General features: G+C 67.9%; 21 protein-coding genes. 8 read left to right on the top strand and 13 right to left on the bottom strand.

What is annotated here, in order from left to right; translation table 11 throughout:
- Positions 1–22: 22 nt before the first annotated feature.
- The gene (locus ACYVDN_RS01715; RefSeq protein ID WP_460567831.1) at positions 23–1,792 is read right to left on the bottom strand and encodes a proline--tRNA ligase; all 1,770 of its coding nucleotides are present in this window, start codon (positions 1,790–1,792) and stop codon (positions 23–25) included.
- 57 nt (positions 1,793–1,849) lie between these two features.
- Between ACYVDN_RS01715 and ACYVDN_RS01710 the strand changes: the two genes are divergently transcribed.
- Positions 1,850–2,503: a pyroglutamyl-peptidase I gene (locus ACYVDN_RS01710; RefSeq protein ID WP_460567829.1), complete on the top strand. Its 654-nt coding sequence runs from the start codon at positions 1,850–1,852 to the stop codon at positions 2,501–2,503.
- Positions 2,504–2,700: 197 nt separating this feature from the next.
- On the opposite strand, the gene ispG is transcribed toward ACYVDN_RS01710, so the two are convergent.
- The 7 genes from ispG to ACYVDN_RS01675 form a co-directional block, all read right to left on the bottom strand.
- Positions 2,701–3,831 carry a flavodoxin-dependent (E)-4-hydroxy-3-methylbut-2-enyl-diphosphate synthase gene (gene ispG, locus ACYVDN_RS01705; RefSeq protein WP_460572186.1) on the bottom strand — a complete coding sequence of 377 codons (1,131 nt, stop codon included), beginning with the start codon at positions 3,829–3,831 and terminating at the stop codon, positions 2,701–2,703.
- A 193-nt stretch (positions 3,832–4,024) separates the two neighbouring features.
- On the bottom strand, positions 4,025–5,086 hold the full coding sequence (locus ACYVDN_RS01700) for an alpha/beta hydrolase (RefSeq protein ID WP_460567827.1): 1,062 nt from the start codon (positions 5,084–5,086) through the stop codon (positions 4,025–4,027).
- Positions 5,083–5,736: a CoA transferase subunit B gene (locus tag ACYVDN_RS01695; protein WP_460567825.1), complete on the bottom strand. Its 654-nt coding sequence runs from the start codon at positions 5,734–5,736 to the stop codon at positions 5,083–5,085. The genes ACYVDN_RS01700 and ACYVDN_RS01695 overlap by 4 nt, the downstream gene beginning before the upstream one ends.
- A gap of 3 nt (positions 5,737–5,739) precedes the next feature.
- Positions 5,740–6,519, bottom strand: a complete 780-nt coding sequence (locus ACYVDN_RS01690; protein WP_460567823.1) for a CoA transferase subunit A — start codon at positions 6,517–6,519, stop codon at positions 5,740–5,742.
- On the bottom strand, positions 6,516–7,475 hold the full coding sequence (locus tag ACYVDN_RS01685; protein ID WP_460567821.1) for an alpha/beta hydrolase: 960 nt from the start codon (positions 7,473–7,475) through the stop codon (positions 6,516–6,518). The genes ACYVDN_RS01690 and ACYVDN_RS01685 overlap by 4 nt, the downstream gene beginning before the upstream one ends.
- Positions 7,472–8,239, bottom strand: coding sequence for a 3-hydroxybutyrate dehydrogenase (locus ACYVDN_RS01680; protein ID WP_460567819.1), 768 nt, complete (start codon positions 8,237–8,239; stop codon positions 7,472–7,474). Before ACYVDN_RS01680 ends, ACYVDN_RS01685 begins: the two co-directional genes overlap by 4 nt.
- 298 nt (positions 8,240–8,537) lie before the next feature.
- The gene (locus tag ACYVDN_RS01675; RefSeq protein WP_460567817.1) at positions 8,538–9,923 is read right to left on the bottom strand and encodes a M50 family metallopeptidase; all 1,386 of its coding nucleotides are present in this window, start codon (positions 9,921–9,923) and stop codon (positions 8,538–8,540) included.
- Between the two features lie 130 nt (positions 9,924–10,053).
- Here ACYVDN_RS01675 and ACYVDN_RS01670 point away from each other — a divergent pair, with 130 nt between their 5' ends.
- On the top strand, positions 10,054–10,962 hold the full coding sequence (locus ACYVDN_RS01670) for a DsbA family protein (protein ID WP_460567815.1): 909 nt from the start codon (positions 10,054–10,056) through the stop codon (positions 10,960–10,962).
- A gap of 40 nt (positions 10,963–11,002) precedes the next feature.
- Positions 11,003–11,926 (top strand): Rossmann-fold NAD(P)-binding domain-containing protein, encoded by a 924-nt coding sequence (locus ACYVDN_RS01665; protein ID WP_460567813.1) that lies wholly within the window; start codon positions 11,003–11,005, stop codon positions 11,924–11,926.
- A gap of 167 nt (positions 11,927–12,093) precedes the next feature.
- On the opposite strand, the gene dxr is transcribed toward ACYVDN_RS01665, so the two are convergent.
- The 3 genes from dxr to ACYVDN_RS01650 form a co-directional block, all read right to left on the bottom strand.
- On the bottom strand, positions 12,094–13,176 hold the full coding sequence (gene dxr / locus ACYVDN_RS01660; protein ID WP_460567811.1) for a 1-deoxy-D-xylulose-5-phosphate reductoisomerase: 1,083 nt from the start codon (positions 13,174–13,176) through the stop codon (positions 12,094–12,096).
- Between the two features lie 73 nt (positions 13,177–13,249).
- Positions 13,250–14,239: an FKBP-type peptidyl-prolyl cis-trans isomerase gene (locus tag ACYVDN_RS01655; RefSeq protein ID WP_460567809.1), complete on the bottom strand. Its 990-nt coding sequence runs from the start codon at positions 14,237–14,239 to the stop codon at positions 13,250–13,252.
- A 159-nt stretch (positions 14,240–14,398) separates the two neighbouring features.
- On the bottom strand, positions 14,399–14,764 hold the full coding sequence (locus tag ACYVDN_RS01650; protein WP_460567807.1) for a helix-turn-helix domain-containing protein: 366 nt from the start codon (positions 14,762–14,764) through the stop codon (positions 14,399–14,401).
- Positions 14,765–14,922: 158 nt separating this feature from the next.
- On the opposite strand from ACYVDN_RS01650, the gene ACYVDN_RS01645 reads away from it, so the two are divergent.
- From ACYVDN_RS01645 to ACYVDN_RS01635, 3 genes are all read left to right on the top strand, one after another.
- Positions 14,923–15,537 carry a ClpP family protease gene (locus ACYVDN_RS01645; RefSeq protein WP_460567805.1) on the top strand — a complete coding sequence of 205 codons (615 nt, stop codon included), beginning with the start codon at positions 14,923–14,925 and terminating at the stop codon, positions 15,535–15,537.
- Between the two features lie 45 nt (positions 15,538–15,582).
- Positions 15,583–16,563 (top strand): hypothetical protein, encoded by a 981-nt coding sequence (locus tag ACYVDN_RS01640; RefSeq protein WP_460567803.1) that lies wholly within the window; start codon positions 15,583–15,585, stop codon positions 16,561–16,563.
- A gap of 97 nt (positions 16,564–16,660) precedes the next feature.
- On the top strand, positions 16,661–17,386 hold the full coding sequence (locus ACYVDN_RS01635) for a lysophospholipid acyltransferase family protein (RefSeq protein ID WP_460572184.1): 726 nt from the start codon (positions 16,661–16,663) through the stop codon (positions 17,384–17,386).
- Between the two features lie 13 nt (positions 17,387–17,399).
- Here the strand turns inward: ACYVDN_RS01635 and ACYVDN_RS01630 are convergent, their stop codons facing one another.
- Entirely contained in the window at positions 17,400–17,870 is a 471-nt protein-coding gene (locus ACYVDN_RS01630; RefSeq protein WP_460567801.1) for an OsmC family protein, read from the bottom strand.
- Positions 17,871–17,973: 103 nt separating this feature from the next.
- On the opposite strand from ACYVDN_RS01630, the gene ACYVDN_RS01625 reads away from it, so the two are divergent.
- Together ACYVDN_RS01625 and ald are read left to right on the top strand one after the other, a co-directional pair.
- Complete coding sequence (locus tag ACYVDN_RS01625; RefSeq protein ID WP_460567799.1) at positions 17,974–18,996, top strand: asparaginase; 1,023 nt, start codon at positions 17,974–17,976, stop codon at positions 18,994–18,996.
- Positions 18,997–19,096: 100 nt separating this feature from the next.
- Positions 19,097–20,212, top strand: coding sequence for an alanine dehydrogenase (ald, locus tag ACYVDN_RS01620; RefSeq protein WP_460567797.1), 1,116 nt, complete (start codon positions 19,097–19,099; stop codon positions 20,210–20,212).
- Positions 20,213–20,217: 5 nt separating this feature from the next.
- Here ald and ACYVDN_RS01615 read toward each other — a convergent pair whose 3' ends face one another.
- Positions 20,218–23,304, bottom strand: a complete 3,087-nt coding sequence (locus tag ACYVDN_RS01615; RefSeq protein WP_460567795.1) for a type VII secretion protein EccC — start codon at positions 23,302–23,304, stop codon at positions 20,218–20,220.
- Between the last annotated feature and the right edge of the window lie 18 nt (positions 23,305–23,322).

Here is a 23,322-nt window from a genome sequence, read left to right as displayed (position 1 = left end):
GCGTGATCGTGCCGCGCTCGGCTCAGCGCGCCGTCAGGCTCTCGACCGCCTCAGCGATCGGCGCCTTGGTTCGCTCCCCCGTTCGACGGTCCCACAGCTCGACGACGCCGTCTGCGGCATCCCTGCCCACGATCACGATGTTCGGCACGCCGATCAGCTCTGCGTCGCCGAACTTCACGCCGGGCGACACCTTCGGACGGTCGTCGTAGAGCACGTCGAGACCAGAGGCCTCCAGTGCCCCCACGAGACCGTCCGCGATCTCGTACACCGCGGCATCCTTGCCGGTCGCCACGACGTGCACGTCGAACGGAGCGACGGTGGCAGGCCAGATCAGGCCCTTGTCGTCGTTGTTCTCCTCGGCGATGATCGCGAGGATGCGCGTCACGCCGATGCCGTACGAACCCATCGTGACGGTGACCAGCTTGCCGTTCTCGTCGAGCACTTTGAGGCCCAGCGCCTCCGCGTACTTGCGGCCGAGCTGGAAGACGTGACCGATCTCCATGCCTCTGGCGAGTTCGACAGGGCCTGAGCCGTCCGGCGCGGGGTCGCCAGGCAGCACCTCGGCGACTTCCACCGTGCCGTCGGCAGTGAAGTCTCGCCCGGCGACGAGCCCGAGCACGTGCTTGCCGTCGATGTTCGCACCCGTGAGCCAGCCCGAGCCGTCGACCACCCGCGGGTCGACGACGTAGCGGATGCCCGTGCGCGACTCCTCGCCGAGAACCGGCCCCTCAGGCGACCACGGTCCGATGTAGCCCTTGACGAGCCCTGGATGCTTCGCGAAGTCGGCATCCGTCGCGGGCTCGACCTCGGCCGGCGCGAAGGCGACCTCGGCGCGCTTCATCTCGACCTCGCGGTTGCCGGGCAGCCCGACGACCACGACCTCGCGCGTTCCGTCGAGATGGGTGAGGGCGAGCACCACGTTCTTGAGTGTGTCCGCGGCGGTCCACGCACGGCCGTCCGGACGAGGGTGCTTCTCGTTGGCGATGGCGACGAGAGTCTCGATCGTCGGAGTGTTCGGGGTGTCGACCACCTCCTGCGGCGTCAGCTTCTCGTAGCCGCGCGTCGGGGGTGCGACGGTCGTGAACGCCTCGACGTTGGCCGCGTAGCCGCCCGCCGACTGCACGAACGTGTCTTCGCCGACGGGGGTGGGGTGCAGGAACTCCTCGCTGCGGGATCCACCCATGGCACCGGCATCCGCTTGCACGATGACGTAGTCGAGACCCAACCGCGTGAAGATGCGCTCGTAGGCGTCACGCTGGGCCTGGTAGCTGGCGTCGAGGCCCTCGTCGCTGGAGTCGAAGGAGTAGGCATCCTTCATCGTGAACTCGCGGCCGCGCAGCAGTCCGGCGCGGGGGCGCGCCTCATCGCGGTACTTGTCCTGAATCTGGAAGATGGTCAGCGGCAGGTCTTTGTACGATGAGTAGAGGTCTTTCACGAGCAGTGTGAACGCCTCTTCGTGCGTCGGCGCGAGCAGGTAGTCGCCGCCCTTGCGGTCCTGCAGACGGAAGAGCAGGTCGCCGTACTCCTCCCACCGTCCGGTCGCCTCGTACGCTTCACGCGGCATCAGCGCGGGAAAATGCACCTCCTGCGCGCCTGCGGCGGCCATCTCCTCGCGCACGATCTGCTCGATCTTGGCCCTGACCCGCAGCCCGAGCGGCAGCCACGCGAAGATTCCGGCTGCCTGACGACGGATGTAACCGGCGCGTACGAGCAACTTGTGGCTCGCGACCTCGGCGTCAGCGGGGTCTTCACGAAGCGTGCGGAGAAAGAGGTTGGAGAGACGGGTGACCACGAGGATCAAGCTTATTCGGTCCATCGGCGCCCTCGACGTGCCGCATACGCTGGTGGGATGACCACCGCGTTGCTGACCGGATTCGAACCGTTTGCGGGCGATCGCCGCAACCCATCGGGCGAAGCCGTTCACCTCGTCGCGGATGCCTGGAACGGGCCGGAGCAGCTCGTCACCGCTGTGCTGCCGACGGCGTTCGGCCGTGGCGCCGACCGCCTCACGGAGCTGATCGCCGCGCATTCGCCTGACGTGGTGATCGCGACCGGCCTGGCGGGAGGTCGCGCATGGGTCACCCCCGAGCGCGTCGCGGTGAACCTCATCGACGCGCGCGTTCCGGACAACGACGACGAGCAGCCCGTTGACGAGCCTTCGCTGCCCGGTGCCCCGGCCGCCTACTTCAGCACACTGCCCGTCAAGCGCATCGTGAACTCGATCGCAGCGGCCGGCATTCCCGCGCGACCGTCGCTGAGCGCAGGCGCCTTCGTGTGCAACCACGTCTTCTTCAGGCTGATGGATGCCGTCACCCTTCGTGCCGAGAACGCGGCCTCCCAGCCTGCGGAGTCCGGCGCGTCGGCTGGAAGCGGCATCCGGGCCGGGTTCATCCACGTTCCGTGGGCCGACGGCTTCGGAGGACCATCGGATGACCCGACGCTGCCCCTGGAAGACATCGTGCGTGCGCTGGAAATTGCGCTGCGCGTGGCGCTCGACGCCTGAGGGTCTCCCTGACCCGGCCTCGTCACTCCACCGCCGCAGCTCTGATGCACTCCAGCGGTCATCAGCTGACGATGACCAACGATGAAGTGTTCGCCTTCACGAAGCGAATTGCCGCCGGGGACCTCGACGACGTCAGCGAGATCGCTGACGAGATTTCGACCCACTCGTCATTGCATTACTAGCCCGAGAGCCGTCGCTCAGGCGGTGACGACCTGCACGGTTCCGGTGCCGGCGTCGGCACCCATCTCGTCCGCGATGCGGTTCGCCTCGGCGATCAGCGTCGCGACGATCTCCGACTCGGGCACGGTCTTGATGACCTCGCCCTTCACGAAGATCTGCCCCTTGCCGTTGCCGGATGCCACACCGAGGTCCGCCTCGCGTGCCTCGCCCGGACCGTTGACGACACACCCCATCACGGCGACACGCAGCGGAACGCTCATCCCCTGCAGTCCCTCCGTGACGCTGTCGGCCAGCGTGTAGACATCCACCTGAGCACGCCCGCACGACGGGCACGACACGATCTCGAGCTTGCGCTCACGCAGGTTGAGCGACTGCAAGATCTGCAGACCGACCTTCACCTCTTCGACCGGCGGGGCGGAGAGCGAGACGCGGATCGTGTCACCGATACCCTCGGCGAGCAGGATGCCGAACGCCGTCGCCGACTTGATGGTGCCCTGGAACGCCGGGCCGGCCTCGGTCACGCCGAGGTGCAGCGGCCAGTCGCCTCGCTCGGCGAGCTGGCGATAGGCCTTGACCATCACGATCGGGTCGTTGTGCTTCACCGAGATCTTGAAGTCGTGGAAGTCGTGCTCCTCGAACAGGCTCGCCTCCCAGACGGCGGACTCCACGAGCGCCTCCGCCGTCGGCTTGCCGTACTTCTGCAGGATGCTCGGCTCGAGCGATCCGGCGTTCACACCGATGCGCAGGGAGACACCCGCTTCCTTAGCGCGCCGGGCGATCTCGCCGACCTGGTCGTCGAACTTGCGGATGTTGCCGGGGTTCACACGCACCGCCGCGCATCCCGCGTCGATGGCCGCGTACACGTAGTTCGGCTGGAAGTGGATGTCGGCGATCACCGGGATCTGCGACTTCTTCGCGATGATCGGCAACGCCTCGGCGTCGTCGCGACTCGGCACCGCGACACGCACGATGTCGCAGCCCGACGCGGTCAACTCCGCGATCTGCTGCAGCGTGGCGTTGATGTTCGTCGTCGGCGTCGTGGTCATCGATTGAACGCTGACCGGGGCGTCACCGCCGACGAGCACCTTTCCCACCTTGATCTGCCGCGACTTGCGGCGGGGGTGGAGCACTTCGGGAACAGACGGCATACCGAGATTGACTGCAGGCACGATGGCCAGTGTACTTTTGCGCGCCCAGAACTGTCGTGCGCGTGTCGTGGGTTGAGGAGCATGCCATCAGCGCGCGTCTCGAAACCCGCCAACCCCCGCATGTCATGTCCAGGAGTTTCGAGACGCGCCGCTTCGCGGTGCTCCTCAACCCACGAGGGGACACGTCACATAGTTACTCGGACGCGACCTCGTTCAGGAGGGTTTGCAGGGCCTCGGCGACGACGTCGGTGTGCTCGATGTGTGCCGAATGGCCGCAGTCCGGCTGGATGATCTCGCGGTACCGGCCCCCGGCATCCGCATACCGGTCGAGCACGGCGCGGGTCTGCGACACCATCGGCTGCGGCGGGGCGACATCCTCACCCGGCCATCCAGGGAGCACCCCCACCTTGCCGAGAGTGTTGAGGTCGAAGAACGACTCGTCCCCGACGATCGCGTCGCTTTCACCGTGAATCCACAGGACCGGCGGCTTGCGATCGAGGTCGACGATTCCCGACACGTTGAAGTACTTCGGCGCCATCGTGTTGAGAACGCCTCGCTCACCGGCCGCCATGCCAGGCCAGTTCGGCGAGGTCACCGTGTCTCCCGGGTAGTTGTCCAGACCCGTCTTGGTGGTCAGCATCGACTCGACCCACAGGTCCTCGTGCTCGCTCGTGTATCCAGCGGCGACGTACGACGACCGGAACACAGCGCGCGGCGACGTGTCCGCGTCGGCCGTGCGGTCCCCCGAGGCCAGCCGCGCGACGAAGTCCGGGTTCGCTCCGCCCGCGCCGACACCCGCGTCGTCATCGGTCAGCCTGCTGCCATCGGCCGCGGTGCCACCGAAGCCGAACGGCGAGACGGGAGAGATGAGCGTGACCGAGTCCACGGCGTGCGGCCGGTCGAGCAGCTGCTGCAGCACGACGCCACCGCCCATGCTCCAGCCGACCAGGTGCACCCTGTCGACTGCGAGCGCGTCGATGGCCGACCACACGTCATCCGCGTAGTCGCGCAGGCCGCGCGTGGCGTCCACCGGAAGCGTCTCGCTGTCGCCGAAGCCTCGCAGGTCGACGGCGAGCGCTCGTACGGTCTTCGGCAGCGCGAGCATGAGCGGCTGCCAGAACAGACTGGACGACACGTTGCCGTGCACGAACACGACGGTGGTCCCCGGTTCGTCGGCCGGCCGTTCCAGCACTCCGGCACGCAGCCGTCCGGTGGGAACCGTCACAGCGCGGATGCCGTCGAAGGTCGAGCTCATCGCAATTCCTCTCCATCGAGTTCGACGCGCAGCGGAGGCTGCGTCGCCGCGATCACATCGTCGATCGTCACGCCGGGCGCGACCTCACGCAGCACGAGGCCGTCCGGCTCAACGTCGATGACCGCCAGGTCGGTGATGACCCTGTCGACGACGCCCCGTCCGGTCAGCGGCAGGGAGCACTCGTCGACGAGCTTGGGGCTGCCGTCCTTCGCGACGTGCTCCATGAGCACGATGACGCGGCCCGCGCCGTGCACGAGATCCATGGCGCCGCCGGGTCCCTTGACCATCTTTCCGGGGATCATCCAGTTCGCGAGGTCTCCCCTCGCCGACACCTGCATGGCGCCGAGAATGGCGGCGTCGATCTTGCCGCCCCTGATCATCCCGAAGCTCAGCGCCGAGTCGAAGAACGCGGCGCCCGGCAGCACGGTGACCGTCTCCTTGCCCGCGTTGATGAGGTCGGGGTCGACGGCGTCCTCGGTCGGATAGGGGCCGACGCCGAGGATGCCGTTCTCGGACTGCAGCACAAGCGTGCGTCCGGCCGGCACGTAGTTCGGAACGAGCGTCGGAAGCCCGATGCCGAGGTTCACGTAGGCGCCGTCCGGCAGCTCCAAGGCTGCGCGCGCGGCCATCTCGGTTCTCGTGAGCGGCATGCGTCAGCCCTCCGATCCCGGGCGAACGGTGCGCCGCTCGATGCGTTTCTCGATGTCGCTGCCGACCTCGACCACCCGATGCACGTAGACGCCGGGAAGGTGGACGGAGTCGGGGTCGATGGCGCCTGGTTCGACGAGGGTCTCGACCTCCGCGATGCAGACCCTGCCCGCCATCGCAGCCAACGGCGAGAAGTTGCGCGCCGACTGGTTGAATACGAGGTTGCCGTGGATGTCGCCGACTTGCGCATGCACGAGTGAGAAGTCGGTCGTGATCGCCTCTTCGAGCACGAAGTCCTTCGAGACCCCTCGCACGTCGAACGGGCGAACGTGCTTGGCGGGCGAGGCGAGAGCGACCGATCCGTCTGGGCCGTACCGCAAGGGCAGACCGCCCTCCGCGATCTGCGTGCCCACGCCGGTCTGCGTGTAGAACGCCGCAATGCCCGATCCGCCGGCGCGAAGCTTCTCGGCGAGTGTGCCCTGCGGGGTGAGCTCGACCTCGAGCTCACCGCTCAGGAACTGCCGCTCGAACTCCTTGTTCTCACCGACGTACGACGAGGTCATCTTGCGAATGCGTCTGGCGCCGAGCAGCAACCCCAGTCCCCAGTCGTCGACGCCGCAGTTGTTGCTCACGATCGAAAGGTCGCCTGCGCCCTGTTCGAGCAGCGCTGTGATCAGCTCTATCGGGTTGCCGCACAGCCCGAAGCCGCCGACCGCTATGGAGTCGCCGTCACGGATGTCCGCGACCGCGTCGGCTGCGCTGCCGACGCGTTTGTCGATGCTCATTCCCGTTCCACCTCATCCTCCGTTCCGGCAGGTACGTTCGTGGCGCCCGTGCCGGTCCCTTCCACCGCGTCGCGCACGATCGGTGCCACCTGACGCATGCCGTGCTCGGTGAGCACGATCGAATAGTGGTTGACGTCGTCGATGTCGTGTCGATGAAAGCGCTTGATCATGCCCGGTGCCGCGTCCACGACCGCCTCCTGGTAGAGGGACACGGCGTCGAGCAGACCACGAGGCGCGTGCAGGAAGTCGACGGGTACGCGCAGCCGACCGAGTGCATCCACGTAGCCGTCGCCGCCATCCTGTTGCACGATGTTCGTCGCGACCGCGTCGAACAGGCTCGACGGCCGGAATCCGCCATCCACCGCGTCGAGGTCGTAGTCGATGTACGCGGCGATCTCGTCGTTCCAGTGATCGCGGAAGGCCGGATGCGCCCGCCAGAAGTCGGCGTACTCCTCACGGCTCGCGAACACCCGGGAGAGCCGCTCCCCCGCGGGCCCGAGCAGGTACGACGGCACCTGGGACTCCGGCACGTCAGCAGGCACCGAGAACGGGATCGGGAGGCCGCCGTCGATCAGCACGAGCGCGGCGACGCGATCGGGGTGTTGATCCGCGGTTCGCACCGAGACGAAGCCGCCCATGGAGTGTCCGACGACGACGGCGCGCTCAACGCCGAACGCGTCGAGGAGTGCCGCCATGTCGTCGGCATGATCGCGGATGTCCCACGGCGGCGGCAGCGCGTTGCTGCGTCCGCGCCCCCGCAGGTCCGGTGCGATGACCCGCACCGCGGGAAGCGCCTCAGCGAGGAGCGGCCACGTGCGGTGCGACGCGCTGATGCCGTGGATGGCGAGCACGGGCATCCCTTCGGCGTCGGCGTTCCAGACACCGCCTGCCAGGTCACCGCCGCGCACGGGCACGCGGAACGTCTCGTATCCGAGGTCGCCGCGTGTCTCGGTCATCGCGCGCTCCACCCGCCGTCCATGGTGTAGCTGGCGCCGGTGACCATGCCAGCGTGCTCGCCCGCGAGCCAGAGCGCGAGCGACGCCACTTCGTCGGGTTCGACGAGCCGTTTGATCGCGCTCTCCGTCAGCATGATCGTCGGCACGACATCCTCCTCGGGGATCCCGTGCGCCTTCGCCTGGTCGGCGATCTGCCGCTGCACGAGCGGAGTGTTCACATATGCCGGGTTGATGCAGTTGCTGGTCACGCCGTGCGGTCCGCCCTCGAGCGCCGTCACCTTCGACAGGCCCTCGAGCCCGTGCTTCGCAGCGACGTAGGCGGACTTGTAGGCGGATGCCCGGAGTCCGTGAACGCTGGAGAGGTTGATGATGCGTCCCCAGCCGCGCCGGTACATGCCGGGAAGTGCGGCGCGGATCAGCAGGAAAGGGGCCTCGAGCATGAGCTTGATGATGAGCTCGAAGCGCTCCGGCTCGAAGTCCTCGATGGGTCGCACGTGCTGGATGCCGGCGTTGTTGACCAGGATGTCCGTGTCGAGCTCCAACTCGGCCAGCGCTCCTGCCTCGGAGAGGTCCACCTGCCAAGCGGTCCCGCCGATCTCGCGGGCGACCTCCTCGGCGGCGTCCCCGTTGAGATCCGCGATCGTGACCGCCGCCCCCGCGCCCGCGAAGGCTTTCGCGCACGCCGCGCCGATACCGCTGGCTCCCCCGGTGATCAGCGCACGACGGCCTGCCAACGAGCCGTCGCCTGCTGGATGATCGGCCATGCCACGCTCCATCCGGATCGTCGTCGACCTGTCGACCGCTCCCGCGCAAGACGACTGTCCGGCACGAGTCACCGGACAGTCACAACAATACGGAGCCCGCCGCCGATTGTGATGCCCTCGCGTGCATCCTGCTCCGATGCGGACAGGATGCAGCCGCCGTCGAGGTGGGCAACCAGCACACACCCAGCGCGACCCGCTCGCCGAGGCGGCGGCGTGTACGGCGCCGTACGCGACTACGCGCACAGCCGACGGCGGCGCGCCGGGCGGGGACCGGCGCGCAATCAGCCCGGCGCGCGAATCAACCAGGCAGGCTGATCGGCTTGACGATGTCGGCGTAGGCCAGCAGGAGGCTCATCGCGCCGAGCACGATGATCACCGCGTAGGTCAGCGGCATGAGCTTGGCCATGTCGACCGGCTTCGGGGAGGTGCCTCGCCTGGTCGCTTTGAACCATCCGCGCTTCATCCACTCCCAGAGCGCGCCGGCGATGTGGCCGCCGTCGAGTGGGAGCAGCGGGATCATGTTGAACACGAACAGCGCGAGGTTGAGCGACGCGAGCAGGCTCAGCATGAGCTGGATCTTCGACATGAACGCGTAGGAGCTGCTGTCGGCGATCTCACCGGCCATCCGTCCGACGCCGATGATGCCGACGGGGCTGGATGCCGAGCGCTCGCCCGATCCGAACGCGGCGTTCCAGACGCCGACCATGCGCTGCGGGAGGTTGATGACGACGCCTGCGACCTGGCCGAGCTGCTGGCCTGTTGCGGTGAACGCCGTGCTGATGGGCTGCGGCTGGAACACCGTGGTCGGCGAGATGCCGATCATCCCGACGTTCCTGACGGCCGTCTTGCCGGTCGCCGAGTCGGTGACCTGGGCCTCGGTCTGCTTCGGAGTCACCTGAAGCGTGACATCCTTGCCGTCCCGCTCCACGACGACCGGCACGGTCTCACCGGCCGTGTTCTGGATCTTCGTGGAGAGCTGGTTCCAGCTGGTGATGGCCGTTCCGTTGTACGACACGATGCGGTCGCCCGCCTTGAGGCCTGCGGCTGCCGCCGGAGCTGCCGGGTCGGATGTCGCACACGTCGCGCTGGTCGATGTGGCCGGCTTCAGACAGGCAGACACCTGCTGCACCGTGGTGCTGGCGGCCTGAACGCCGATGCCGCTGAGCATGATCGCGATCAGCACGAACGCGATCACCAGGTTCATGAACGGGCCGGCGAACATCACGATGATGCGCTTGAACGGGTGCAGCCGATAGAAGGCGCGGTGCTCCTCGCCCTCAGGGATCGTGTCGGCGCTGGCGTCGCGAGCCTCCTGCGCCAGGGCCTTGAACCCGCGCGGCTGCTCTGCTCGCTGCTCCGCGGAGGCGCCGATGCCGCCGTCGGTCATCACGATCGAGTTGTAGAAGCCGGTCGAAGCGTTCCTGGGCGCCTCGCCGGGGTGCTTCGGCGGGAACATGCCGATCATCGCGATATAGCCGCCGAGCGGCAGGGCTTTGATGCCGTACTCGGTCTCGCCCTTGCGGAACGAGAACAGGGTCTTGCCGAAGCCGACCATGTACTGAGTGACCTTGACGCCGAACGCCTTGGCCGCCGTGAGGTGCCCGAGTTCGTGCAGCGCGATCGAGACGGCGAGGCCGATCACGAAGATCAGCACGCCGACGATGAAGGGCAGCACGGATGACATGAGAAAAATGCTAACCGGATGTCACCTGGACGCTTGCCGGATGGAGCCTTTCGACGGCATCCGCTCACGAAACGCATAGCCGCGTCACGTTAGGCTGCATCGACACCCCACTACCGAATGAGGACGGCAGATGGCTACTGGCCGCGGTGCGAACGGGCCCAGCAAGAAAGACAAGCGAGAGGCTGCCCGCGAGCACGCCAGGATCATGCGCGAGGAGGCCGCGAAGAAGGCCAGACGGCGCAAGTGGTGGATCCAAGGATCCGTCGCGGTGGTGATCGTGGCAGTGCTCGCCGTTGTGGCGCTCGTGATCGTCAACTCGATCCCCCAGGGGCAGACCGCAGCCGGGCCGAAGAACATGGCCAGCAACGGCATCGTGATGACATCCACCACGAAGGCCGTCGCAACACCGGCGCTCCAGCCGGGTGAGACCCCGGTGGCGACCGCGCAGCCCGACAAGGCGAGCAAGGCCTACATCACGGTGTACCTCGACTATCAGTGCCCCTACTGCCAGGAATTCGAGACCACGAACTCGGCGCAGATCGGACAATGGCTCGACGCTGGACTCGCGCAACTCGAGATCCACCCGTTGGCCATGCTCGACGCGTCGAGCAACGGCACCAGGTACTCGTCGCGCGCCATGAACGCTGCAGCCTGCGTCGCCAACTACAAGCCAGACGACTACTTTGCGGTCAACACTGCCCTGTTCAAGAACCAACCGGCCGAGAACACCGGCGGGTTGACGAACGCGAAGATACTGTCGATCCTCAAGGGCGCAGGGGTGAGCTCTTCAGAGATCACCAAGTGCGTGAACAACGAGAAGTTCAAATCGTGGGTCACGGCATCGACCACTCGATCGTTGACCAAGCCGCTGGCGAACTCCTCGGTGTCCAAGGTGCAGGGCACCCCGACCGTCATCGTCAACGGCGTTCAGTACCAGGGCTCGCTCACCGACACCAACGCGTTCGCCTCGTTCGTGCAGTCGCAGGTGGGTGCATCGTCGACCTCGACTCCGACGCCCACCCCGACATCCACGAAGTAACGGATGGCCCGGGAATCGCGCTCACCGTAGGGAGACCTCCATGGCGGTTTCACTCGTTCTCGGTGCCGGACTGATCGGCTCACCGCTAGCGCGACGCCTCGCCGAGCGGGGCGACACCGTGCGGATCGGCACGCGCAGCGGCACCGCCGTGGAAGGAGCGCAGCCGCTGTCGCTCGACGCGAGCGACCCCGATGCCCTCAGCCGCGCGGGGGAGCACGCGGACACGATCTTCGTCGTGACCAATCCTCCGTACACGACGTGGCCGAAGGACTGGCCGCCGATCTTCTCCGCGACGGTGAAAGCGGCGGAAGCGACAGGGGCTGCCCTCGTCGTGATGGGCAACCTCTATCCGTACGGAACGCCGACGGGGCCCATGACTGAGCACAGCCGGGAGGCGACCACCGAGACGAAGGGGCTCGTGCGCAAGGCCGGCTGGCGGCTCGTGCGGGAAGCGACCGAACAGGGTCGCATCCGCGGTGCTGAGGTGCGTGCGAGCGACTACTTCGGACCGGGCGCGACGGGAACGGCGCACCTCGGAGAAGGGTTCTTCGGGAGCATCCTGAAGTCGAAGACCGCTCGAGGGGTCGGCAGCCCCGAGCTCGACCACAGCTGGAGCTACCTGCCCGACATCGTGACCACGCTGATCGCCGCGTCGGATTGGCAGGGCGAGTGGGGTCGCGTGTGGCACGTGCCGAGCGGTGCCCCGCACCCCCGCACCGAGATCGCGGCCGAGCTCAACACCACGTATGGCACCTCGGGCAAGGCGGCCGCCATTCCGCAGTGGATGCTGCGGTCGCTTGGCGCCTTCATCCCGATGATGCGCGAGGTGTACGCATCGAGCTATCAGTTCACGACGCCGTTCGTGATCGACGCGACGGAAACGTCCCGTCTGCTCGGCATCCGGGAGACGCCGTGGCACGAGGCGCTGACCACGACCGCGGACTGGTACCGCGCGCGACTCTGAGCCCGCATCCCCGCGCCACTCCCCGTTCCCGTTCCTCTGCCACGCCGGTGCCGAATATCGGAGATTCGGCTCGACACGCCGTCAGCCGGCGGCGACACGCCGAGTTGTCGGGCGGATCTCCGATTTTCAGCAGGGTCGGGTGCGCCGGGCCGCAACACGGGATGTGCTCACGCGGCGGCGATGACGGCGTCTGCGGTCATCCTGGCCCAGCGCTCCGCCTCGGCGAGCTCCGCGAGGTCGAGCTCGCGCGCCGGCTCGTGCCGATCAACCACCTGCTCGATGGTGTCGAGGATGCCCAGAAAGCCGATGCGCCCAGCGTGGAACGCCGCGACGGCCTGCTCGTTCGCCGCGTTGAACACCGCAGGATAGGTGCCGCCCGCGAGGCCGACCCGCTTGGCGAGGCGCACGGCGGGGAAGGCGTCGTCGTCGAGGGGCTCGAAGGTCCACGACTGCGCCGTGGTGAAGTCGAGAGGCACTCCGACTCCGGCGACCCGGTGCGGCCAGTCGAGGCCGAGCGAGATCGGCAGACGCATGTCGGGGGGCGAGGCCTGGGCGATGGTCGAGCCGTCGACGAACTCCACCATCGAGTGCACGATGGACTGCGGATGCACGGCGACGTCGATCCTGTCGTACGGCACATCGAACAGCAGGTGCGCCTCGATCACCTCGAGACCCTTGTTCACGAGTGTCGCCGAGTTGGTCGTGACCACCAGGCCCATGTTCCACGTCGGGTGGGCGAGTGCCTGCTGAGGCGTGACATCCACCAGCTCGTGTCTGCTCCTGCCCCGGAACGGACCGCCGGACGCCGTCACCACCAGCCTGCGCACCTCTCCGGTGTCGCCGGCGCGAAGGGCCTGCGCGATCGCGGAGTGCTCCGAGTCGACCGGCACGATCTGTCCCGGCTTCGCCCGGGAGGTGACCAGGTCGCCTCCGACGATCAGCGACTCCTTGTTCGCCAGCGCGAGAATTCGGCCGGACTCCAGTGCCGCGAGGGTGGGGCCGAGGCCGACCGACCCCGTGATGCCGTTCAACACCACATCGGCGTCGACGTCGCGTACCAGCTGCTCGGACTCCTCGGCGCCGAGCGCGGTGTGCTCTACGCCGAACTCGGTCGCCTGCGCGGTCATTCCGTCGCGGTCGCGGCCGGCTGACAGGCCGACCACTCGGAAGCGATCGGGATTCGCTCTGATGACGTCGAGCGCCTGGGTGCCGATCGAACCTGTGGAGCCGAGAATCAGTACCCTGCGCATCCGCTCATCGTATCCGCGAGGGTTGTCGCATGGCGCTGCCGGCCGAGCAGTCAGCGCAGCGGCCAGGACCGGCTCAGTGGGCGGTCTTGAGGATGTCGATCACGAAGACGAGCGTGTCCGTGCCCTTGATACCGGCCTGAGACTGCCCCTTGCTGCCGTACCCGTCAGCGGGCGGGATGACCACGAGCACCTGCGACCCGACGGTCTGCCCGACGAGGGCCTTCGAGAACCCGGGGACGACCTGCGACGTCTGCAATGTGGCGAGGCCGCGGCCCCAGCTCTGGTCGAAGACCTTGCCGGTGCGCCAGTTGACGCCCTGGTACTGGAGCGTGACGCTGTCGCCCGACGCGACGGTCGGGCCGGTGCCCTTCTTGAGCACCTCGACCTTGGTCGTCGTCGGCGGCGTCGACTTCGGGATGGTGATCGTTGGCTTGCCGTCAGAGGCCAGCTTCACCGTCGGGAAGCCGGCCTGAGCCGGCTGGGGCGCTCCGTCGGCCTTCGTCGGCACGGCGTCGAGGATGTCGACGACGAAGATCACACTGTCGGTGCTCTTGAGGCTGCCGACCGACGACGGGTCCGCGCCACCCCAGGCATCCTTCGCGCTGGCCGTCGTGACGAGACGCGAGCCGACCGGCGCGCACTCGATGGCGTCGGTGAGCCCCGGGATCATCGTGTTGTCGCCGACGGTGATCGGGATCGTCGCGGTGCCCGCGTATCCGTTGCTGGTGAGCTTCGCGCCGCTCGTCGCGTTGTAGGCGACCAGCGCGACGTCGACCGTCGTGCCCTTGTCTGCCTCTTCGCCGCTGCCCTTGGTGATGTAACTGCGCTCGGTGGAGGTCGCCTTCAGCGGCTTCGAGAACGTCACCGTCGGCTCGGCACCCTTTGCTCCGCCCACCTTGACAGCGTCGGAGACGGAGCCGGACTTGGGCGCCGCGCACGCTGCCGAGGCGGGCTTCGACGAGGACGACGGCGTCGAGCTGCTGCCGGAACCCGAACTGGCGCATCCCGCGAGCAGCAGGGTGGCGGCGGAGACGGCGAGGATGGCGGTGATCTTCGTGCGCACGACAAAGCTTTCTGAAGGTGAAAGGGGGATCACCTCAGTGTGCACCACACGGCTCTGCCGACGCTGGGAGCCGTGCCCTCTCAGGATCCTGACAGCGGATTCATGAGGCGCGCAAGGGAACCCGTCGCCAGCGGCCGGGTCAGGTCGCGAGGAATGACGTCAGGCGGCGAGGAGCAGCGCGGAGCCCGTGCCGGGCGGACGATGGGATGACGGCGCCTCGGTCATCCGCGACGCCTCACGACGTCTCGCGGTGAGATCGAGCACCGGTGCGACGCGCTGCGTGGCGGGTGAGCCCTCGACGGCGACCAGCTCTGCATCGGTCTCCCGCATCAGCTCACGGAGGGTGACTCCCAGAACGACGCACACCGTCTGGATGATCTCGCTCGACGGCTCCTTGCGTCCGCGCTCGATCTCGGAGAGGTAGGGAAGCGAGATGGCCGACGCCTGCGACACCTGCCGCAGGGTCAGGCCCTGGGCGAGGCGGAGACGTCGGATCGCGGAGCCGACCGCGTGTCGCAGGAGCATGAAGCCAGGCTACGCGCGGGTCTGCTCCAGCGCCCGTCATCCCGTTCTGCTGTGAGCAAAGTCGCCGTCGGCAGAAGTCGACGACCGCACGTCGCTCGGCGTCACACCATGGTCGCATCAGCATCCCAGCGCACTGCGCGACCGACGAGAGGGTTCCCGTGTCAGACACCGCAAGCATCCCCGCCCACGTCTTCGATCGGCTGCTCGACGACCGCATCGTGTTCCTCGGCGTCGAGGTCGACGACGCCGTCGCCAATGAGATCTGCGCCAAGCTGCTCCTCCTGGCCGCCGCGGACCGCGAGCGCGACATCCAGCTCTACATCAACTCGCCGGGCGGGTCGGTGACCGCGGGCTTCGCCATCTACGACGTGATGCGCTACGTCAGCCCAGACATCGTCACGGTCGGAATCGGCTTCGCCGCCTCGATGGCGCAATTCCTGCTCAGCTCGGGAACGCCGGGCAAGCGCTTCGTGCTGCCGAACACCCGGATCGTGATGCACCAGCCCCACGGCGGCTTCGGCGGAACCGCAGCCGACATCAGCAGGCAGGCGGAGCAGATCGTCAAGTTCAAGAACGAGATGGCCAGGATCACCGCCGAACAGACCGGTCACACGGTTGAGGAGATTCTGCGCGACGGAGACCGCGACGCCTGGTACGACGCCGAACAGTCAGTGCGATACGGGTTCGCCGACGGCGTCATCTCGTCGCAAGACGCCCTCGCCGGATTCTCCTCGCGGAACGATCACGAGCACGGGACCGGCGCCGGTCGTTGATGCGCTCAGCGTGCGTCGCTGCTCCACACCCCATAGTGTCGAAGCATGCCCGAACGCGATCGCGAGTCCGCGCGCTCGGGCACCTGGGCACAGGACGGCAGCGCTCGGAGCCAGGGCACCCTCGGCAGATGGGCGCTCGGGCGATGGGTCGTCGGAGCCTCACCGGGAGACATCGCGATCGTCGCGACGGCGGCTCTCTCCGTGCTCGCGTTCATCGTGATCGCCGCTCTCGTTCCACGGCCACCGGCGGAGAAGACGCCGTCTGACGCGACCTTCTATGCCGGGCTGATCATCAGCGATGCCGCTTTCTACAACCCCGACACCATGACGGGCGACCAGGTGCAGCGTTTCCTCGAGTCGAAGCCCTGCGAGCCGGTCGACGGTGCACCCTGTCTCGCCGACTACCGGCAGGACACGCCCGACGAGCCGATGCAGTACGCGCACTGCGCCGCGTACCACGGTGAGAAGGGGCAGCGCGCGAGCTCGATCATCGTCTCCGTCGCGCGAGCGTGCCGCATCAGCCCGAAGGTGCTGGTGGTGCTGCTGCAGAAGGAGCAGTCGCTGATCACGCATCCGAGCCCCTATGGCTATGAGCGAGCGACGGGTTATGGATGCCCGGACACGGCCGCCTGCGACGCCGACTACTTCGGCTTCTTCAACCAGCTCTACAACGCTGCCTGGCAGTTCCGGGAGTACACCGTCGGCGGCTCCTCGTGGCGATATCACGTCGGCAAGGTGCCCATCCTGTACAACCCGAAGCCGTCCTGTGGGTCGAGCGTGGTCGACATCCGCAACCAGGCGACCGCGAACCTCTACAACTACACGCCGTACCAGCCGTCGCCGGAGACGGTTCAGCACCCCGATGTCGTAACCGACTGCTCGACGTTCGGCAACCTCAACTTCTGGCGGCTCTACACGTCATGGTTCGGGTCGCCGCTGGTCGTCCCTTTCCCTGCGCAGTACGAGGGATGCCTGAACCTCGCGGATGGCGCCCGCTGCTTTCCCGACCCGCTCACCGGTCTCTGAGCAGCCGGGCACGCGGCTCGGCCGCGTCGGAGGCATGCGTCGGCGGGCATATGCCCCGACGTATGGTCATCCCATGACCTCGACGTCGCGTGTCCTCATGCCGCAGAGCCCCGCGATCCAGCAGCGACGCCCAACCGAGCAGGTCACACCTCGACTCGGCTTCCTCTACGGCTTCGGTCGCGTTGTCGTCGCACCGTTCGCCCGCGCTCTCTACCGGCCGCGCGTGATCGGCAGGGAGAACGTGCCGAAGTCCGGCGCGGTCATCCTTGCCAGCAATCACCTGTCGTTCATCGACAGCGTGGTCATCCCCGTCGTGGCGCCTCGACCCGTGCAGTTCCTCGCGAAGTCGCACTACTTCGAGGGCCCAGGGTTGAGCGGCTGGATCAAGCGGACGTTCTTCAAGGCGATCGGCGCGGTCGGCGTGAAGCGCGGAGCCGGAAAGGACTCGCAAGAAGCGCTCGAGCTGAGCCGGGAGATCCTCAGCGACGGCAATGCCTTCGCCCTCTATCCGGAAGGCACGCGCTCGCGCGACGGCCGTCTGTACCGCGGCCGGACCGGTGTGGCATGGCTGGCGCTGACAACGGGCGCCCCCGTAGTGCCGGTCGGCCTGATCGGAACCGAACGCCTGCAGCCCGTCGGCGCCAAGATGCCTACCTTCACCAGGGTGACCGTGACCTTCGGTTCGCCCATCGACGTGTCGTCGTTCGGACCGGCCAGCAGCGGTCGTGCTCGGCGCGAGGCGACGGACGCGATCATGGCTGAGATCCAGCGACTCAGCGGTCAGGTCGAGGCCGGCGTCTACAACGAGGCACCCGCAGAGTAAGGTCGCGGCAAGGTCAGGCCGCGCGAGTGACCGGCTCGTGACCGACCGGGAAGTTCACGGATGCCGCGATGAAGCACAGCCGCTCCGCCTCGTCGTGCAGGCTTTGCGCCAGCTCGATCTGGGCTGAGTCGGTGATCGTCACCTCGGGCCGAAGCGTCACCGAGATGAAGTGGCCGCTGCCGTCCGACGCTGACGCCATGGTGCCGGTCGCCGAGTCGCGGTAGTCGGTCACGACGATGCCGTTGCGCTGCGCGACGTGCAGGTAGCTGAGCATGTGGCACTGCGAGAGCGCCGCGAGGAGAAGCTCCTCCGGGTTCCAGCGCTCTGGGTCTCCGAAGAACGCACGGTCACTGGATCCCTCGATCGGCGGGTTGCCCTCAGCACGAACGATGTGATCGCGCCCGTAGTCGCGATAGCCGCTCGTACCGGTGCCCCGGTTGCCCGTCCACTCGACGGTGAGTGCGTAGTGGTGGTCGACGTTCATGTGCCGATCCTCTCGCACAGTCCGCCGCTTTGCCGCCTCGCGTCGCACGGATCGTCCCGGCACTGCCGCACTTTCCACCACGCTGGCTAGACTCGAAATCACCATGAGCGAGTCGATCCGCGCAGCGCGGGAATCTGCAGCGGGCACGTTCGGCATCGATTCCGCCGTGGAACTCGCGGTCGTCGACCGCAGCGGATTCGTCGAGACACGGCACGCCGGTTCGGCAGTTGTTCTCGATCCGGACGGAGAGCGGCAGCTCTCGCTCGGTGACGTCGACGCAGCCATCCTTCCCCGCTCCACGCTCAAGCCGTTCCAGGCCGTCGCATCCATCTCCGCCGGCGCTCGGCTCGAGCCCGAGCAGATCGCGCTGGCGACCGCCAGCCACGCGGGGACCGCTCGGCACGTCGCGGTGGTGCGGGGCATCCTCGCCTCGGTCGGGCTCGACGAGTCCGCGCTCCGATGCCCTCCCGCGATGCCTGCGGACCGTGCATCACGCGATGAGGTGATCCGGTCGGGCGGTGGCCCTTCTGCGGTGTACATGGAGTGCTCGGGCAAGCATGCGGGGATGCTCGCGGCCTGTGTCGCGAACGGATGGTCGCTCGGTGAGTACACCGACCCCCGTCATCCGCTGCAGCAACACGTCAAAGACGTCGTCGAGCGCCTCACGGGCGAGAAGGTCTCGCACGTCGCCGTCGACGGCTGCGGTGCTCCCGTGTTCGCGATCACGCTGGCCGGGCTGGCCCGTGGCGTGCAGCGCATGGCGACAGCTTCGGAGCAGTCACCGTTCGCGCTGTACCGCACCGCGGCTCTGGTCGCGAGGAGCGCCAGGGAGCACCCCTGGGCGATCTCGGGCAACGGACGCCCCGACACCGTGCTCATCGAACGATTCGGCGTGTATGCCAAAGCGGGGGCCGACGGCGTGATGACCATTGCGACCGCCGACGGCACGACGACCGCTGTGAAGGTGATCGACGGAAGCATTCCGGCGGCGCGCGTCGCCGCGGTTGGCCTGCTGGCGCGGGCGGGCGCACTCGAGCCCAGCGCCGTCGAGTCGGTGCTCGACGAGCTGGGCACCGCGGTGCTCGGCGGAGGTGTTCGGGTGGGCCGCCTCCGCCCGGTGGTGTGAGCACGGCCGGAGCGAAGGCGGCCTTCGCCAAAGACTTCGCGGTCAAGGGCGACCGTGATCGGGACCCGTTGGGCCCGAAACCAAGAGAGAACGGAACGACATGAGAATCTCCATTCCGCGCGAGATCAAGAACAATGAGTATCGCGTGGCCATCACCCCGGCTGGCGTGCATGATCTGGTCGCCAACGGGCACGAGGTGCATGTGGAGCGAGGGGCGGGCGACGGCTCGTCCATTCCCGATTCGGCATACGTTGACGCTGGCGCGGTGATCGAGCCGGATGCCGCGGCGACCTGGGCTGCGGCGGAGCTGCTTCTCAAGGTCAAGGAGCCCATCGAGCAGGAGTTCGGGTTCTTCCGTGACGACCTGACGTTGTTCGCCTACCTGCATCTCGCGGCCGAACCCGAGCTGACCAAGGCGCTGATCTCCTCGGGGATGACGGCGATCGCCTACGAGACGGTGCAACGACCCGACAGAGCACTCCCGCTGCTCGCGCCCATGAGCGAGGTCGCGGGACGGCTGTCCGCGATCGTCGGGGCCAACACGCTTCTCAAGCCGAATGGCGGGTCCGGACTGCTCGTTCCTGGCGTGCCCGGAACCTACCCGGCGAAGGTGACGGTGCTCGGCGGCGGTGTGGCCGGCACCAACGCGGCGTCCGTCGCCGTCGGACTCGGAGCGGACGTCACGGTGCTTGACACCAACGTCGGAAGGCTGCGCGAACTCGACGCGCTGTACGCCGGCCGTATCAAGACCATCGCATCGACCGCGTTCGAAGTCGAACGCGCCGTGCTCGACGCCGACCTGGTGATCGGCTCCGTGCTGGTTCCTGGGGCGAAGGCGCCGAAGCTGGTGCGCAACGACATGGTCGCGAGGATGAGACCGGGAAGCGTTCTCGTCGACATCGCGGTCGACCAGGGCGGCTGCTTCGAGGACTCGCACCCGACGACGCACGACAACCCGACCTTCCGCGTGCACGACAGCGTCTTCTACTGCGTGGCGAACATGCCCGGTGCCGTGCCGCACACGTCGACCCACGCCCTGACGAACGCGACCCTCCCTTACCTTCGCGCGATCGCGAACAACGGATGGCGGGCGGCGGTGGCGAACGATCACGCCCTCGCGCTCGGCTTGAACGTCGTCGGCGGAAAGGTGACGAACGCCGGAGTCGCCGAGGCCAACGGCCTGGAGCAGACCCCGCTGGAACTCGTCGTAGCCTGAACGGATCACGCCGGCATCCTGACGCGTCGGAAGGAACCGTCCGGATCGTAGGCAAGGGCGTGCCCCTGTGCCGTCGCAGGCGGCAGCACGCGGGAGTGCAGAATCGCACGCACCTGAGCAAGCGTGCAGCCGTCGAACACGATCGGGCCGTCGTTCCGCAGCCGAGTGAGGAGCTGCCACCGCGATTGCCAGGCATCCACATCGCCGACGACCGCGATGGGGTCGCTGTTCCGTGAAATGGCGATGTCGGATGACATCGTGAGCGGCGACGCGCCGAACTGCGCATCGACGGCACCGGCGAGCTCCACGACCTGGAGTGCCTGGGCGGAGGATCGCAATCGCTTGGCGACAGCACCCGGGGCGCGCGACACGATGAGCGTCGCCGCGCCGGGAGCGAAAGTAAGAGCCTTCGCGTGATCGTCGGCGGCGCGAATGCCGGTCGTGCCGGGGCGGGCAGCAGCCGCGTCGGCTGGGCCGCCGCCCACGTGGCGGGCGTTCGGCTGCACGCAGGCGAGTGCCACCTGCGCCAGCAGCCCGTGCCAGACGCCTCGACCGGGCGGTGCGGCCTCGTCATAGAGGTCGGGCGGCGCGCCCGCCAACACGTGCTCCTGACGGTCCGCCTGCCGCAGGACGAGTCGCTCTCCGAAGTGACCGGACACTGAGCGGAGCCCGGACGGGAGGGCTGCAGCCGCGCACACGACTCCGATGCCGGCTCGCGGACCGTCGACCAGGAGCGACCTCATCCGTGCGAGCACCTCTTCTCTGTGCTCGTCGTCGAATCGCGTCAACAGAGCGTCGAGATCATCCACGATCACGAGGCATCGCCCCGATGCCTGTTCGGTCCGTGAGGCGGCGTCGAGGGGCAAGGGCGGATCCCCATGAAGGAGCGTGTCGGCGTACTCGAAGGCATCCCATGCCCCCTCGACGTCTGCGGGAACCCGGAGCACAGCTGACCGGCACTGCGCCGCGATCGTGCCGAGCGCGGTCGACTTGCCCGAGCCACGGACGCCGAGCACGAGAAGATGGGCGGCACTGGGCCGATAGACGATGCCCTCCTGGGCCTGATGCTCGGGATCGTCCATTGCCCCGAGCACGACCGCGCCAGGCGGCACGGCTCCGAACGCCGTCAACGGGATGCGATCAGGCAACGCAGGCATCCAGGGAGCACCTGCGCGTGTCGATGCCCCGTGCGCCGCAGCCACAGACGCGACGTCGGCCGGATCGGCGGTCGCCGCCTGGGCGGTCACGATGACTCCATCCTTGGCGACGATGAGCCGTCCGGGGACGGCGTGCGGAAGCCGAGCCGCCGCGTCGGTTCCGAGGAGTGCCGCGCTGTCGCTCTCGGAGGCCAGCCGGAGCGACACGCGTAGCCCGCAGTTGGCCAGAAGGCCGTCGGCGACTACACCGGCGGCACGCTGCGTTCCGAGGATGAGGTGTACGCCGAGCGCTCGTCCGCGCGCGGCGACGTCGGCGAATAACGCGGCGAGCTCGGGAAAGGCGGAGAGCATGGCTGCCGCCTCGTCGACGACGATGACGAGGCGTGCGGGAGCGAGTTCCGAGTCGCGCACGTCGGCTACTCCAAGGGTCGCGAGTTCTGCCTCACGGCGGCGCAGTTCGGCTCGCAGGCTCTTCAGCGCGCGTCCGGCCTCGCCGTGACCGAGGTCGGTGACGACGCCGACGGTGTGCGGCAGCCCCGTGAGACGCCCGAAGGCAGTTCCGCCCTTGAAGTCGACGAGCAGAAAGTTCACCAGCTCGGGAGACAAGCGCGAGGCCATGCCGAGCACCCATGAGATCAATAGCTCGCTCTTGCCGCTTCCGGTGGTTCCCGTGACGATCGCGTGCGGACCGGATGCCACGAGGTCGAGGACGAGAGGGCCGTCCGCCGTGACGCCGACGATCGCGGGCAGACCGCGCGACGTCTCGTGCCGGCTAGCTGTCGGCAGCTCACTGAACGCGACCGCCTCGGGAAGGGTGTCGACGCCCATCACGCCTCTGGTGCGCGCAGTGGAGGCGAGCTCGTCACCGAAGCGTGCCGCCGACCGAGCGGAAATGAGCTCGCCACGCAGGGTGTCCGAGGTTGCCGGAGACGTCAGCATAGTGACCGAACCGGACGCATCCACCCGCACCACCTCGGAGCAACCGGCAGGGAGACGGTCGACCTCGTCGGCCAGGGCCACGATGGCTGTCTCGGTGCGTCGCCCGAAGGGCGACTCGCGCCCGCGCAGATCGCCGTCGGCTGGATGGATGGGGTGCGGGTCCGTCGGGCGAGACGAAGCCGAGCCACCGGGCCGCATCGGTCCGCCGACATCGGGTCCCGCCGCGGGATGACCGGCCTCGGCTCTCTCTGAGGCGTCCGGATGATCGTCGACGATGCGCAGCCGAAGCGGCTCGTCGTCGACCCGAGCGGAATGCGGGTAGTCGTCGAGCCAGTCGTAGGCACTCCCCGGTGGCGCGGTGACCGCGAGGACGCCCGGCGGATGTGCGTCGGTGAGCTGCACGACGAGTCCGCGAGCGAACGCACGTCCCACGACCGGTGGCGCGACGATGCCGATGCCGGCACTCGGGTCGACGGCGACGGGGGCGCCGTCGAGAACGCGGCATGCCCTCAGGAGCTCGCGGTCGTCATCGGTCTCCGAGGTGCCGGAGACGACAAGAACACTGGGTGCCGCTCCCGTGCCGATGCGCACTGGAGTGAACCGCTCTCTCGGCGCTGTCCATCGCCTGGCGACGTGGGCAGGATCGCTCATCAGCGCGTGGGCGGTGGGACGAGCATCGTCCACGAGGGCTCGCTCCCTGGTGTGGGCGAGCGCGACCTCGCCGAGGAATCGCTCACGAGCGAGGTCGTATGCACGACGTTCCGAACGTCGCCGGCGTCGAGCCGCGACTCGGCCATCGACGGTGCTGGCGATCGCGATGACGGGGCTGAGTGCTGCGAAGGCGATCATCATCGGCGATCGCGTGATGGCGAAGAGAACCGCCGCGCCGACGAGGGGCGCCAGTACCGCGAGCATCGGGAAGGGCGCCCGCTGCTGCGACCCCGGTCGCCGAGGGAGCGCCACGGAATCGATCGGGGACGCGTTGGGAAGAGCCATGCATCAACTTCACGCGAT

This window comes from Humibacter soli (assembly GCF_054779035.1).
Note: the sequence above shows the minus strand (reverse complement) of the source record. Positions and strands in the feature narration are given on the sequence as shown.